The following is a 14,620-nucleotide window of genomic DNA, read 5'->3' as shown; positions in this document are numbered from 1 at the left end:
AATGCGTCTTTCCTTCAGGCCTGCTCTGTGTCTGCTTGCTGCAACGTGCCTGACTGCGGCACTGCCGAGCGTCTCCCGGGCCGAAAGCGTCACTGGTGCAGGTTCCAGCTTTGCCGCCCCGATTTATGAAGCCTGGGGAGAAGCTGCTAAAACTGCCGCAGGTGTTACCGTAAACTATCAGAGCGTTGGCTCCAGCGCCGGGCAGAATCAGGTTCTGGCAGGAACGGTTGATTTCGGGGCATCCGATGCGCCGATGGATGCAAAAAAAATTGACTCTGCCGGTCTCTTTCAGTTCCCAACGGTTATGGGCGGCATTGTTCCTGTCATCAATATTCCGGGTATGAAGGCTGACACCCTGCGCCTGAGCGGCGCTGTGCTGGCGGGTATTTATTCCGGCGAAATTACGGAATGGAATGACCCGAAAATTGCGGCACTGAATCCGGGTGTTACTCTGCCGGATATTCCGGTGGCCCCGGTGCATCGCGCAGATGGGTCCGGCACGACGTTTGTGTTCACGTCCTATCTGGCCGGTGCGTCATCTTCCTGGCGTGATTCTCTGGGGGCAAGCACCTCTATTTCCTGGCCCGGTGGTCTAGGGGCTCGCGGGAATGATGGCGTGGCGGCAACTGTGCAGAATACAGAAGGTGCTATTGGCTATGTTGAATATGCCTATGCCAGCCGCAACCATCTGACGACTGTCAGGCTGCATAACCGTGCGGGTGAAGATGTTGCCGCAAACCAGACCAGCTTTGCCCATGCCGCAGAAGCAGCCGACTGGCAGCATGCCTCGCATTTTGCAGTAAATCTGCTGGACACGCAGGGTAAAGGCGCATGGCCTATCGTATCAGCAACCTATGTGCTCACACCGGTTGCCCCGAAAAATGCGGCACATGGTGCAGCCGTTCGCACATTCTTCAACTGGGCGTTTGAAAACGGTGATGCCACGGCGCAGAAGCTGGATTATGTGGCTCTGCCGCAGTCCGTGAAAGCCAGTATTCTTTCCGCATGGAAAAGTGCGAAATAAAAAACTGAAACTATATAAGATATTTTCTAAACAATATTTTTGAAAACTCTTTTCATAAAGGAGGCGGGCTGAATCATTCAGCCCGCCTTTTTTTGTCATGAAACTGTAAAGAAAGCATCACGAAACCATCACGCACAAAAGACGTTCGGCGCGATATTCAGCGTGCATCTTCTTTCTCTGGAATGGCAATGATGCGCTGTAAACAGGTTATTTCCTCTCTGGCTTTTACGTCATTTCTGATGGGTGGCGCAGCACCTGTTGCAATGGCCTCTTCCTCAGATGACGCACAGATCCGCGCACTTCGTCTTGAAATGGCGCAAATGCGCAAAGAGATGATGGGGCAGATTTCCACGCTGAAAAGCCGTCTGGCCAAGACCGAAAATGTTTCCCGCAGGCAGGACCGTGTGAGCACCGCATCAGCTCATGGCGGCCGCGCCACCAGCCATAGAGAGATTGCATCGGGTCCGGTTGATCCGAGCGTGCAGTTCAATGAACCAGCGGCATCTGCCAACCGCATTCATCTGGCGAATTCTGGCACGCCAACGTCTGACCGTGGCGATGTCATGTCCTGGAAATCTTTCCGCTCTGCCACAAAGAGTGATGAAAACGTACATGTCGGCGGCATGATTGTCGGCTTCCCGAAAGGCCGCTTTACAGTGGCATCTGAGGATGGCGCTTATGGTCTCTCCATCGGGCTGGCCTTCCATCAGGATTTCGGTGGCTTCTTTAACGCCGGGCCGCGTGCGGGAGAAGCGCGGGGGGCTTTTAACAGCTTTACCACCAACATGCGCCGTCTGCGTATTCCGTTTACCTTTCGCTATAAAAACTGGGTTGCGGCTGTTACGCCCGACTTTGGCGCCAACCATAATGATGGGTATGTCGGGCTGTATGAAGGCAACCTGAACTATACGGGGCTGCACAACACCATTCTGACAGTCGGTTATTTCCAGCCGCGTGTGACGGAAGAAGATTCTGAAAGCTCGAACGACTTCTTTACGCTCGAACGTCCGAGCATCACCGATATGGTGCGTAATATTGCCGCTGGTGATGCCCGTTTCAGTGTTGGTGGCCTGCATTATGAAAAACGCTGGTGGATTGCAGGTTATTTCACCGGGCAGGAGTGGGGGCACCGCAACGCGTCTGATATGAGCAGCACCTATTATGGCGGCGGCAACGGTACCACCATGGATAGTCAGACAGGTGCGACACTGCGTGTTGCAGGCCGTCCGGTTGCCACAAAAGACTGGGATGTCCACATGGGCGCATCCGGTATTTCCGCGTTCCGTCTGGCGTGTAACTCGACATCAGCAACGTCCTGCTCTCGCTCAACCTCTTTCGGTCAGCGCCCTGAGTTTGATATTGGGGAAGCCAACCTGGCAGCAACCGGGGGTATCAGCAACGCAGCGCAGGTCTGGGCGGCTGGGCCGGAACTGGGTGTCCGCTGGAAGCGCCTGATTGTGAAAGGTGAATACTATCACGTTGGTGTCGAGCGTGATACACCGGGCGTGAAGTCTGCGAGTTTCCAGGGCTGGTATGGGTCCGCTGCGTATACGCTGTTTGGTAACCCGCGTTTGTATAACGAAAAAGAAGGGGCCTTTGGCGCACCGGGTGTTCCGGAAGCGCAGGAGTTTGACCCCGCTCGCAACCATTGGGGTGCGCTGGAAGTTGTCGGCCATTACAGCGTGATTGATTTGAACAGCCGCCTGAACGATGCAAACGCCAAGAACGTAATCCGTGGCGGCCAGCAGACGGTCTGGACGGGTGGTTTGAACTGGTATCCGAACCGTCACTTCCGCCTCATGCTCGATTACAGCCACTTCATTGTGTCTCGTAGCGAGCAGGCAACCAACATTTACGGCCGCACGGGGAACTCTGTTGCTGCGCGTATCCAGGCAGGCTTCTAAGCTCTGTTCTGTCTGCATGCTGAGTGAGGCCCGACCGGGCCTCTTTCAGGGTGGTTCTCGTGATCGGATAACAAAAACCCCCTTCAGATTAGTCTGAAAGGGGTTTTTCATTGAGAGATTTTTCTGTGTGAAGCAGGCTAAAACAAGGTTTCTGGTTAAGAAGTTTTAGCTAACAGACCCCGTAAACAGATGTTGTGAAGACCGCCGTGCCAGCGCCACAATAGTCAGGCCAGCCTCTTGCGCCAGACGCAAGGCGCGCGTGGTGGGGGCAGAAATGGCGACTAGTGTGGAAAAACCCGCCAGAATGGCTTTTTGCACCATTTCGAACGAGCATCGGCTGGTAATCAGGCAAAACCCTTCTGCAAAGCAGACATTTTGACGTAGCCCCGCACCAATCAATTTATCCAGCGCGTTATGGCGGCCCACATCTTCGCGTATCATGTGAAGACTGCCATCTGCGCCGCACCATGCTGCGCCATGTACCATATGCACCTGTGCGTTCAGGGTTTGATAGTTTGCCAGAGTATTCACGGCATGCCGTATCGCGGACAAAGCTACAGGGGGCATGGTTGGCACCGGGGGCAGGGCGGTGTGCAGACTTTTCAGATCCTCGCTGCCACAGACGCCACAGCCTGTCCGGCCCGTCATGGCGCGGCGGGACTGAAGCAGGCGGCGAAAATCCTCTCCGGCAATATCAAGCGAGAGTGTGACGCCATCCTCCCCAATTTCCGTGCGCACGGCGCGGATGGAGGCTGCGTTCGATACGAGGCGTTCCGTAATGGAAAACCCGTAAGCATAGTCTTCAAGGTCCTGAAGTGTTCCCATCATCACAGCATAAGGCACACTGTTATAGACAAAGCTGATCGGGGTTTCTTCAGCAATGGCCAGAGTAGTTGTCTCTGCACTCTCTTCCGTAAAACGCTCGACAGGCCAGCGGGTCATGACAAAATCAGACATGGGTCAGGCCTCCACGAACCAGCTTGCGGGCATAAGCATACTCATCAGGTGTGTTGATGTTAAAAAACAGGTCGGGGGTGTGCGCAGGAAAAACAACATCCCGCACACCCAGCGTTGCGGCAAAGCAGCGGATACGGAGTTTGTCTTTATGGTCGGGCTGTTTGAGCCACTCTTCCAGAGCCGCCCGGCACGCTGTTGGCCAGCTGGCAACCAGATGATGCTGCCGATTGTCCGACACCGCGACAGCGGGAGCCGGGAGCAGGAGCTGCGGCAGGTCCGCGGGAATAAAGGGGGTATCTCCGGGCACGGTGATCAGAACAGAGCAGTTCTGGCTCTCCGCCCAGCGCAAACCTTCCAGAATGCCCGCCAGAGGCCCCATATCCGCCTGCGTATCGGGCAGAACGGGCAGGTTCCATGCCGCAAAGCGGGAGGCGTCACCATTGGCGCTTATGGCAAGGGCGGCGCAATGGGGACGGAGTGCTGTCAGCACGTAATCAAGCACCGTCTGGGTCTCGGAAAGGGGGAGAAGGGATTTATCACACCCGCCCATGCGGGAGCCGGTACCACCCGCCAGAACAAGGGCAGCAATACGGGGGGGGGAAGGAAAGGCGCTCATGCAGCGGAGCATCTGCCTGTTGCCCCATGGAGGCAAGAGCTTTTACGCCACGGATTGAGCAGAGAAACCGGTGTTTTTCATAAAAAAGTGGCCCGCCGAAGCGAGCCACCTAAACACTTACAGGAAAGCGACGACCTGCCGTTTTTAGCGGGGCAGGACGTTCTTGTAAGCAACCATGCACTGAACATAGGCATTGTTGTACTGGGTCTGAATGCCGCCGTTCTGGCTGTTGGAATAGGCACCCCCACCCAGCGTGCCACCCAGAGCACCAGCCCCGGCACCAATGCCAGCCCCGGCGCCACCGCCAGCCGCAGCGCCCAGACCAGCGCCCAGAGCTGTGGCCGCCAGACCGCCATAAAGAGCCTTACGGTTCTGGCTGCCCGCCTGCCCCTGCACAGCGGCAGCGGCCTGAGACCGGCAGAAATTCTGTTCCTGCTGGAAGGTGGCGTAATTCTTGCCGGGGCCGGGAAGAACCATGGCGGTCGGGCCCATCGGTGTTTCTGCGCAGGCTGCCAGCAGAAGCGCCGGGAGAAGGAAGAGAGACGCTTTTTTGAAGCTCATGACAAACACTCTTGTTAAAAATGGGAGACTTGTTAAGCGCCCAATTCTGGCATTTTTTGGAACGGACGAAAATCTTTTAATTAACAGGCCGCATGGCGCAGGCCTTGGGCAGCTTTTATGGCGTCTTCTTTAAGAAATCATAAATCCTGTTCTTTGAGCTTATTCACACTCAGGGTCAGGTCATCAGGCGTGCAGGCCGCCTGTGCTGAATTTGGGCAGAACCGGCTGTGGAGCAGGAGGGGCGCGCCTTGCCCGGCCTGAGGGCTTAGGGGCTGCGCCTGCCGCAACTGCTCAAGAGACTGGTGGAACACACGGAAGCGCACGTCTTTTTGTCCATCCGGCAACCGCCACAGTTCAAAGGCCAGAGTGGTATCTGGTGCGGTGCGATCAGGCTGGTCAGGGAAGGACCAGTCCAGCCCGAAGAGCGTGGCCAGCATGTCCAGCGTTGTGTCATGCCCTGCAAACAGAATCAGTCGGGCAGAGGCTGGGAGCCCAGAGCCGTCCGGCAGTGAGACAGGTTGTCCCGCCAGCGCAGCAAGGAGTGTTTCAGCCAGAACATGCCCGCGCGGCACGGCAAGGGCCGGGAGGCGCCTCAGCCTGTCACTTTGCAGGGCATGGGCGGGCAGGACAGCGGCCAGCAGCTGGCGGGTTCTGGCGGCAGTGCTGTCCGTTGCAGTCTGTGAACTGCCAAAAACAGTGGAGGGCAAACCCTGCTCATATTCCAGCAGCAGGTTTTCAGCAGTGGAGGCGCTCAGGTTCAGGCCGCCTTCCGCATGTGGCAGGCTTTTCTTCCAGGAAAGGACAGTTGGAGCGGAAAAGCATGGTCCTTTCCGCTGCTGGCATCCGTTGGGTGCAAACACGGCCTGCAAGGCAGAAGCCGCCTGCGCTTCCGGGCTGTTCGGCGCAGCGTCCTGTTGGAACGCCCGGGTGAGGGGCGGCATGACGCGCTGCGGGTCAAGATGGGCTTGGCCTGCGGCCAGCGCATTGAACAACGGATCATGCTGGCCCGCAGGTAAATTCTGCGCCGAGCTGGTGCAGCCCCGCGTTAAGGCTTGACTCAGAATATCACCGCTTTGGCGTGTGCGGTTATCCGCAGAATCAGCCCAGACAAAAACCGCTGTGGCTGAGGCGCAAGGCGTAGAGGCCTGTGGGAGAAGGGGAGCGTACCAGCTTTGGAGAAACTGCCCCATGAGGGCCAGATTGGCCCGGCCATGGTCCGTCAGTTCTCCCGGGGGCACCGGCCAGCCAGACCATGTGCGGCCCGTCTTCTTTTCCAGTGAGGCGAGCGGCTTGGTCGGGCTGCGGATGCCATGCCGGGAGACCAGCAGGACTTTTTCCAGAACAGCGCCAGAAGGGGCTGAGCCCGAAGCCGGTCGGGCGGATTCAGCATGGCCAGCTATGGGCGTTGCGAGACCGGCAACGCAGCTGGAAAGAAGCAGACAAGAGAGAAAGCGAATACGAAGCATGAGGCTGCATAGCACAGACGGCATGCTTCGGCAGGTCAGGTCAGGCGGGTAACCAGAAGCTGGTTGATACGGAAGCCTTCTACGTCCACCACTTCAAACCGGAAACCACCGGCATCCACGCGGTCGGCCTTGCGGGCCATGCGGCGCAGGCGGTGCATGACAAAGCCGCCAATGGTGTCAAACTGGGCGCTGTCCGGCAGTTCGATCAGATGCAGTTCACGCATCACGTCACCAATCGGGGCGGCACCGTCAATCAGCCAGGAATTTTCATCACGACGGACAATGGCCTGCTCTTCAAACGGGTTGGCCAGACCATCCATGAGCGCACCCATGATGTCCTTGAAGGTAATCAGCCCGACAACCAGCCCGTATTCATTCACAATCAGGGCAAAGCCCACGCCGTGGGTATCAAACTGTGCCAGCGTGTCCCACAGGTTGAGCGTTTCCGGCACGGAGAGCACATCCCGCCGCATGCGGAAAATAGGGTTGGTGCGTGGGGGCACGCCATCGGGAATGCCTGTGGGGTCTACCACTGACGCCAGAACGTCTTCTGAGCGGATGGAACCGATGACCTTGTCCAGGCCGCCATCACACAGCGGATAGCGGGAATAGGGTTTGGCCCGTACCTTCTCATGGTTGTTTTCCGCATTGTCCTGCACGTCCAGATAGACAATCTCATCACGCGGGGTCATGGCGGAGGTGACCGAGCGGTCCTGCAGGCCCAGCACGTTCTGGATCATCTGGTGTTCCTGCTCCAGCAGGACGCCAGAGGCCGTGCCTGCGGCCAGAATGGCCCGCAGGTCTTCCGGCGTGACAGGTTCTACGGCAGAGGCTGCCGGGATTTTCATGGCGCGCAGAACGGCGTCAGACACCTTGGAGAAAATCCACACAAACGGATACAGCACCTGCAAGGCCAGCTTGGGGAACCAGCCAATGGAGAGCGCGACTTTATCCGGCGCGTTCATGGCAATGCGTTTTGGCAGCAGGTCGGCAAACAGCACGAACAGGCCCGTGACCATGATGAAGCTGATGCCCGAGCCGGTCTTTTCCGCCAGTCCGTCCGGCAGGCCCCAGTAGCGCAGCAGGTCTCCGCACGGGGGGGAGAGCATTTCTGAGCTCACAATACCGCCCAGAATGCCCACCCCGTTCAGGCAGATCTGGAGAACGGTAATAACCTGACCACTATTGCGCCGCAGCGCCAGAAAGGCCTGTGCCCGTTTGTCACCCGCTTCCGCCCGGGAGCGAAGCCGCACATCACGAGCGGCGGCAAAGGAAATCTCGGAGAGAGAAATCAGGATGCTGAAAGCAATCAGCAGAAAGAGGGCGAGAAAACCGGTAAGAAAAAGAATCAAGACACGCTCGGAGTTCAATAAGAAATAGCTTATTGAACAAGGTTATATCTGCTGCCTTTTTAAAATCCTAATTTATTTTCCCAGAGTTGGCCGACCAGCTCCGGCCTGCCCGCGGCTTTGTGAACAGCTATTTCCCAAAAATCGCGTAGTGGGATGATCTCCGGCGCAAGAGGGGCGTTGAGAGTTGTGAAGGAGACTGGCCATGTTTCGAGCCTTGCTGATCGAAAAAAATGCCGATGGAGACCAGATTGTCCACGAGCATTCTCTGGCGGAAGACCAACTGCCGGAAGGGGATGTGACGGTCCGGGTGGAGTGGTCCAGCCTGAATTACAAGGATGCGCTGGCCATAACCGGCAAGGGGCCGATTGTCCGCTCCTACCCTATGGTGCCGGGCATTGATTTTGCCGGAACGATTGAAGCGTCTTCTCACCCCGGCCTGTTTGTTGGCCAGCATGTGGTGCTGAATGGCTGGGGAGCGGGGGAAAGCCATTGGGGCGGTCTGGCTGAGCGGGCACGGGTGCCGGGAGACTGGCTGGTCCCTCTGCCATCTGCGCTGAGTGCGCGGCAGGCCATGGCGTTGGGGACGGCAGGGTATACCGCCATGCTCTGCGTGCGTGCCCTGATTCGTGAAGGTGTGACACCCAAAAGCGGGCCGATAGTCGTGACGGGTGCTTCCGGCGGCGTGGGAAGTGTTGCGCTGATGCTGTTGAGCCGTCTGGGCTATCAGGTGACAGCCATTACCGGCCACCCGGAAGAAGAGCCCGCTTTGCGGGAGCTGGGAGCAACAGACATTCTGCCGCGACAGGCTTTGCTGCGCCTGACCCGCCCGCTGGAAAAAGCCCAATGGGCCGGGGCTGTGGATGTCGCCGGGGGTGCTGTGCTGGCCGCCCTGTGTGCATCCATGCAGTATCAGGGTGTGGTGACGGCTTGCGGTCTTGCCGCAGGGATGGACTTCCCTGCAACGGTTGCGCCGTTCATTCTGCGGGGCGTCACGCTGGTGGGCATTGATAGCGTCCGTTGCCCGAAAGAGGAGCGTCTTGCCGCATGGCAGCAACTGGCGCAGCTGATTGACCCGGAAAAACTGAACGGTATTATTACGGAGATTACGCTTTCCGATGTCAAAAAAGCAGCCTCTGATCTTCTGGATGGAGCAATTCGAGGCCGTATTCTGGTCCGGCTGGCAGGCTCCCGCTAAGACCGTTCAGCCCTCTTCCACAGCAGGGTTCTGCTGCGGTTGGGGGCGTTGATAAGGGTAGAATTCTTTGCCAGGTCGCAGAACATAGACCATGTCCGCATGGGTAATGGTGGTGAGCGGTAGGTGAACGTCAGGCGGGTGATGTGGAGGGTCAAAGAGCCATTAATTTCTGTTGTCGCTATCTGATTTCAGGCATAGCGGACAATGATCGGTGGTTCTTCAAGAGGCTTTTCGCCTTCTTTATTCTTGGGCCTAGAATGAGTATGCTGATAATTTATAAAATAAATAGCGTTAATCATTAATTGCAAGGTGAATTAAAAGTGTCTAGAAATACAAAAATTTCAATTTTGTTTATTTTTTTCAATGCAACTCTTATTTTTTGTATTTCTTTTTTTGATGGATATACAAGATCTCAATATTTCACATTGGAAAATCGTATTTTGTTACTCGGTGTAATTTTCAGTAATATAATATACTTTAAAAAACTATCTTCTCAATAATAAAGATAGATAGACATTGTTTCTTTGAAGGGGGCAGCGCGCTTATACTTTAAAAATTACAACGAGAGATGGTTAAGAAAATATAAGCGTATAACTATAAAATAAATCAAAATTCCAAGATGAGAATATAAAAACCGGAAAAGCGATGTTTTCCGGTTTCGCAAACGACAGTAATCTGAAAAATCAGGCTTCCAGACCACCATCCACAGGCAATGCGGCACCGGTGATGTAACCGGCCTTCGGGCTGGCGAGGAAGGACACCATGCTGGCAATGTCGTGCACCGTGCCATATTTGCCCGTTGCCACAAAACTGCTGATCAGCTTGGCGACATCCCCGGTGTTGGGGTTCATGTCCGTATCAATGGGGCCGGGTTCCACCACGTTCACGGTAATGCCTTTGGGGCCAAGGTCCCGTGCCACACCTTGTGCGAAGCCACGCAGAGCAGCCTTTGTGGCGGCGTAGAGGGAAATACCGGGGAAGGGTGCGCGTGCACCAAATGCGGAGCCGATGAAAATCAGGCGACCGCCTTCTTTCATGTGCTTCACGGCTTCCATCGTTTCTACCATCACAGCGCGCACATTCAGGTTCAGCACGTGTTCGATCTGGGCCACGCTCATCTCGCCAATCGGCCCGAAGGGGAAGGTGCCTGCGTTACAGACCAGCGTATCAAGACGGCCAAATTCTTTAACCGTTGCGGCAATGCCAGCCTGATTGCCTTCAACCGTCGTGCCGTCAGCCTGAATGCTCAGGGCTTTGCGGCCCAGTGCCCGCACTTTGGCGGCGGCGGCTTCTGCTGCGTCTGCATTGCGGGAGTACGTCAGAGCAATATCAAACCCATCTTTGGCCAGTGTTTCCGCAATGGCCGCGCCAATGCCGCGGCTGCCGCCGGTTACCAGTGCTACGCGTTGTGTCATGCTCAGAAAATCCTGTTTGAAAAAACGATAAAGAAAGGCTCAGGCCTGCGGCAGCCCGAGCATCAGGGCAATATTCTGCAAGGCGGCCCCGGATGCGCCTTTGCCGAGGTTATCCAGCCGCGCTGTCAGCACAGCCTGTCGGGAATGCGGGTTGCCATGCACACGCAGTTCCATGGTGTCACGGCCAGCCAGCGCTTCCGCAGACAGTTTGGGTTCTGCGGCCAGCACATGCACACGATCCTGCCCGGCATAGCGGCCAGCCAGCGCGGTATGCAGGTCATCCCCCGTCACGCCGCCATTCAGATCATCCAGATGCAGCGGGATGGAGACAATCATACCCTGTGCGAAGTGCCCGACGGAGGGCACAAAAACCGGGCGGCGTGTCAGGCCGGCATGCAGGTGGATTTCCGGCACATGCTTATGTTCCAGCCCAAGCCCATAGAGTTCAAAGGCCGGCCCGCCATCGCGCGTATGCGCTTCAATCATGGCGCGGCCCCCGCCGGAATACCCACTGACGGCATTGATGCAGACAGGATAATGCGGCTCCATAATGCCCGCATCAATCAGCGGACGCAGCAGGGCAATGGCCCCTGTGGGGTAGCAACCGGGGTTGGAAACGCGGGGCGCACCCTGAATGGCCTCGCTCTGTGCCGGGGAGAGTTCCGGAAAACCGTAGACCCAGCCGGGTGCTGTGCGGAACGCCGTGCTGGCATCCAGAAGACGCGGGGCGTTCTGGCCGAGCGTTTCCGCTATGGTGACTGCCTCGCGCGAGGCATCATCCGGCAGGCACAGCACAACCAGATCCGCCTCTGCCATGGCGTCCTTACGGGCCGCCGGGTCCTTGCGGTGGGCCGGGTCAACGGAATGGATGCGTACGGGTAGGGCAGACAGGCGGTCCCGAATACCCAGACCGGTGGTTCCGGCTTCCCCATCGATAAAAATAACGGGCTGCTGTGTCATGCCTTCATACTCCACCCGGTAACGGGAGGCTCCCTGTCTTCGCCCGGCACCCGGTTCTGTGCGCGTGGGCTGTTCGGTCTCTCTGCTTCCGCATATACGGGGTAAGTCCCTTGTGGCGGAAGGGGGATGCGCGAAAAACACCGTGCCGGTGCAGGGCTGACATGCGGGGAAGCGATTTTTTCCTCCCGGACAGTTGCATGCCGTACAGAGCATAGCTCTGTGGCCCGGCTGAGGGAAAACACAAAGGATTGAAAGGGACCACGGGATCTTATGGTTGCAAAAAACACAGCCTCTTCGGCACCCACATTGCCCGAAACGGGCGACCAGACGGATGCAGCCCGTGAACTGACGCGCCTTGTAGCGCTGATGGCCCGCCTGCGTGACCCCGAGCATGGCTGCCCGTGGGACAGAGAGCAGACGCACGAGACCATCGCACCCTATGCCATTGAGGAAGCTTATGAGGTTCTGGACGCCATCCAGAAGCAGGACTGGCAGGCCTTCCCCGATGAGCTGGGCGATTTGCTGTTGCAGGTGGTCTATCAGGCCCGTCTGGCGGAAGAAGAAGGGCATTTTGATTTTGCAACCGTCGCCCGTCTGATTACGGAAAAAATGATCCGCCGCCACCCGCATGTCACGTTCGGGCCGGAGGTGCTGGGCACACAGGCAGATGCTACTGCACCGGCTTCCGGACAGACGACCTCCGCCGCCATGCCGGGGCAGTGGGAGCAGTTGAAAGAGAAGGAGCGCCAGAAGCTGACCGCACCGGGCCAGAAATCCAGTGCGCTGACTGGTATTCCGCCTGCTTTGCCAGCACTGCTCCGGGCCTCAAAAATTGCCTCTCGTGCGGCTCGTGTCGGGTTCGACTGGCCGGATGTGCAGGGCGTTGTGGCTAAAGTGCATGAGGAAATGGAAGAATTTGCCGTGGAAATGCGGGCAAATGACCGTGCCAAAATGCAGGATGAACTGGGAGACGTGTTTTTCTCGCTCGCCAGTCTGGCCCGGCGGCTGGATCTGGACCCGGAAGCCTGTCTGCGGCAGGCGTGTGACAAGTTTACCCGGCGTTTTCAGGCGGTTGAGGCCTGTCTGGCGGAAGAGGGCCGCTCCATGCAGGATGAGCCGGTGTCTTATCTGGATGAGGTCTGGAATTGCGTGAAAAAGCGTGATGGCTAACCGCAGTCCCTAAAACACAAAAAAAACCGGCTCCCTCTGTGGAAGGAGCCAGTTTCCTGATCGCTTCAATCAGAAAATCTGATCAGTCTTTGGCAGGTTCTGCCGTGCTGCCGGTTTCAACACCGCCAGCCAGATAGTCCATCAGCCTGCGGGAAAAAGCATTAACATCCTTGGGGGCTTCACCATTCTGGATGCTGGCGACGTCCAGCAGAATGTGAGCCAGCGCATCGACCGGCTTCCCGTCTTTTACGAGGCCCGCCAGATGGTGGACAATCGGATGGGCCGGGTTGAGTTCCAGCACCGGTGTCACAGGTGGCAGGCTCTGCCCGCTCCGCTGCATCAGCTTCTGCAATTGCAGATCCGGGCCGCCTTCTGGTGCGGTCAGCACCATGGCGCTGTTGACCAGACGGTCTGTGGCGCGGATATCGGACACTGTGTCCCCCAGAGCGGTTTTCAGCGCGGGCACCAGCGTATCCATATCGGCTTTTTCAGCATCGCTTTCTGCCGGAGCGCCAAACTTTTCGAGGTCCGTCTGGCCCTGAGCGACATTGCGCAGCGCTTTGCCTTCATACGTGCCCAGACGTTCCGGCCAGAAGGAATCCACCGCGTCAGACAGCAGCAGGACTTCCACACCACGGGCCTTGAAGCCTTCAATCTGCGGGGAGGCTGCCAGCGTTTCTGCGTTGTCACCCGTCAGGTAGTAAATGGCGTCCTGCTCGGGCTTCATGCGGCTGATGTATGCGTCCAGAGACGTCAGGCCGTCCACAGCGCTGGAGCGGAACCGGCTGAGGGCCGCCACTTCCGTGCGGTGTGCCGGGTCATCCCACATGCCTTCCTTCAGCACGGGGCCGAAGTTTTCCCAGAAGCCGGCGTAGGCTTCTTCATCCTTGGCGCGGGTTTTCAGTTCACCCATCACTTTGCCGGTTACGGCCTTGCGGATACGGGCCAGAACCGGGGTGGCCTGCAGCATTTCACGCGAGACGTTGAGCGGCAGATCTTCCGTATCCACCACGCCCTGCACAAAGCGCAGCCATGACGGCAGAATGTCGGCTTCATCCGTGATGAACATGCGGCGGACATGCAGCCGCACGCGGCTATCGCGCGTCTGCTCGGCAAATTCAAACGGGCGGCTGCCCGGAATGAACAGCAGGGCGGAGAATTCAATTGTGCCTTCTGCGCGCCAGTGCAGCGTGTCCCACGGCGTATCGAAATTGTGGGTGAGGTGACGATAGAACTCGTTCAGCTGATCTTCGGTAATTTCATTACGCGGCTTGCGCCACAGGGCCGTGCCCTCGTTAGCGGCTTCTTCCTTACCATCTTTGATGATGGTAACGGGCCAGGCAATATGGTCGGACCATTTGCGGATAATGGCTTCCAGACGCCAGCTATCAAGGAACTCGTCCGCATCTTCCTTGATATGCAGCGTGATGTCCGTCCCGGCTTTTTCACGCGTGGCGGGTTCCAGCGTGTAGGAGCCTTTGCCGTCAGACGTCCAGCGCCATGCGTCATCCGAGCCTGCGCGGCGGGAGACGACATCAACCTTATCCGCCACCATGAACGCGGCATAAAAGCCCACGCCAAACTGGCCAATCAGATTCGGGCGGTCTTCCGGTTTTGCATCTTCAAGCTTCTGGCCAAAGGCACGAGTGCCGGATTTGGCAATGGTGCCCAGATTGGAGACCAGTTCTTCCTTGCTCATGCCCGCGCCATCGTCGCTGATGGTCAGCAGACGGGCATCTTTTTCCGGGTTGATGCGGATTTTGGCATCTTCCGGCAGGGCGCGCGCGCCATCGGTCAGCGCCTCAAAGCGACGGCGGTCCGTGGCGTCGGCTGCGTTGGCCACCAGTTCGCGCAGAAAAATTTCCCGCTCGGAGTAGAGCGAATGCACAACAAGATCGAGCAGCCGCCCGACTTCCGCGCTGAATTCCCGTGTTTCGCTGCCCTGTGTGGGCGTGGTGCCCGTGGCTGTTTCAGTCATCTCTTTCCCCGCATTCATGCGT

At 57.5% G+C, this 14,620-nt stretch carries 12 protein-coding genes; 4 read left to right on the top strand and 8 right to left on the bottom strand.

Annotated elements, in window-relative coordinates; all coding sequences use genetic code 11:
- The first annotated feature begins 1 nt into the window (after position 1).
- Entirely contained in the window at positions 2–1,024 is a 1,023-nt protein-coding gene (gene pstS / locus AD930_RS10235; RefSeq protein ID WP_156476978.1) for a phosphate ABC transporter substrate-binding protein PstS, read from the top strand.
- Positions 1,025–1,206: 182 nt separating this feature from the next.
- Positions 1,207–2,928 (top strand): OprO/OprP family phosphate-selective porin, encoded by a 1,722-nt coding sequence (locus AD930_RS10230; RefSeq protein WP_156476977.1) that lies wholly within the window; start codon positions 1,207–1,209, stop codon positions 2,926–2,928.
- Positions 2,929–3,093: 165 nt separating this feature from the next.
- On the opposite strand, the gene fdhD is transcribed toward AD930_RS10230, so the two are convergent.
- The 5 genes from fdhD to AD930_RS10205 form a co-directional block, all read right to left on the bottom strand.
- The gene (fdhD, locus tag AD930_RS10225) at positions 3,094–3,885 is read right to left on the bottom strand and encodes a formate dehydrogenase accessory sulfurtransferase FdhD (protein ID WP_244150563.1); all 792 of its coding nucleotides are present in this window, start codon (positions 3,883–3,885) and stop codon (positions 3,094–3,096) included.
- Positions 3,878–4,501, bottom strand: a complete 624-nt coding sequence (gene mobA / locus AD930_RS10220; RefSeq protein WP_061506151.1) for a molybdenum cofactor guanylyltransferase — start codon at positions 4,499–4,501, stop codon at positions 3,878–3,880. The genes fdhD and mobA overlap by 8 nt, the downstream gene beginning before the upstream one ends.
- A gap of 144 nt (positions 4,502–4,645) precedes the next feature.
- The gene (locus tag AD930_RS10215) at positions 4,646–5,062 is read right to left on the bottom strand and encodes a hypothetical protein (RefSeq protein WP_043551253.1); all 417 of its coding nucleotides are present in this window, start codon (positions 5,060–5,062) and stop codon (positions 4,646–4,648) included.
- A 137-nt stretch (positions 5,063–5,199) separates the two neighbouring features.
- A complete protein-coding gene (locus tag AD930_RS10210; RefSeq protein ID WP_061506150.1) occupies positions 5,200–6,528 on the bottom strand; it encodes a histidine-type phosphatase in 1,329 nt (442 codons plus the stop codon).
- 35 nt (positions 6,529–6,563) lie between these two features.
- Positions 6,564–7,880: a hemolysin family protein gene (locus tag AD930_RS10205; protein ID WP_061506149.1), complete on the bottom strand. Its 1,317-nt coding sequence runs from the start codon at positions 7,878–7,880 to the stop codon at positions 6,564–6,566.
- 202 nt (positions 7,881–8,082) lie between these two features.
- On the opposite strand from AD930_RS10205, the gene acuI reads away from it, so the two are divergent.
- Positions 8,083–9,075 carry an acrylyl-CoA reductase (NADPH) gene (gene acuI / locus AD930_RS10200; protein ID WP_061506148.1) on the top strand — a complete coding sequence of 331 codons (993 nt, stop codon included), beginning with the start codon at positions 8,083–8,085 and terminating at the stop codon, positions 9,073–9,075.
- 683 nt (positions 9,076–9,758) lie between these two features.
- Here acuI and AD930_RS10195 read toward each other — a convergent pair.
- Both AD930_RS10195 and argC read right to left on the bottom strand, forming a co-directional pair.
- Entirely contained in the window at positions 9,759–10,490 is a 732-nt protein-coding gene (locus tag AD930_RS10195; RefSeq protein WP_043551251.1) for an SDR family NAD(P)-dependent oxidoreductase, read from the bottom strand.
- A gap of 39 nt (positions 10,491–10,529) precedes the next feature.
- Entirely contained in the window at positions 10,530–11,450 is a 921-nt protein-coding gene (gene argC, locus AD930_RS10190; RefSeq protein ID WP_061506198.1) for an N-acetyl-gamma-glutamyl-phosphate reductase, read from the bottom strand.
- Positions 11,451–11,720: 270 nt separating this feature from the next.
- Here argC and mazG point away from each other — a divergent pair, with 270 nt between their 5' ends.
- Positions 11,721–12,620: a nucleoside triphosphate pyrophosphohydrolase gene (mazG, locus tag AD930_RS10185; RefSeq protein WP_061506147.1), complete on the top strand. Its 900-nt coding sequence runs from the start codon at positions 11,721–11,723 to the stop codon at positions 12,618–12,620.
- A gap of 82 nt (positions 12,621–12,702) precedes the next feature.
- On the opposite strand, the gene htpG is transcribed toward mazG, so the two are convergent.
- The gene (htpG, locus tag AD930_RS10180) at positions 12,703–14,598 is read right to left on the bottom strand and encodes a molecular chaperone HtpG (RefSeq protein ID WP_043551383.1); all 1,896 of its coding nucleotides are present in this window, start codon (positions 14,596–14,598) and stop codon (positions 12,703–12,705) included.
- Positions 14,599–14,620: the final 22 nt, after the last annotated feature.

The sequence above is a fragment of the Acetobacter malorum genome (assembly GCF_001580615.1).
GTDB lineage: Bacteria > Pseudomonadota > Alphaproteobacteria > Acetobacterales > Acetobacteraceae > Acetobacter > Acetobacter malorum.
Note: the sequence above shows the minus strand (reverse complement) of the source record. Positions and strands in the feature narration are given on the sequence as shown.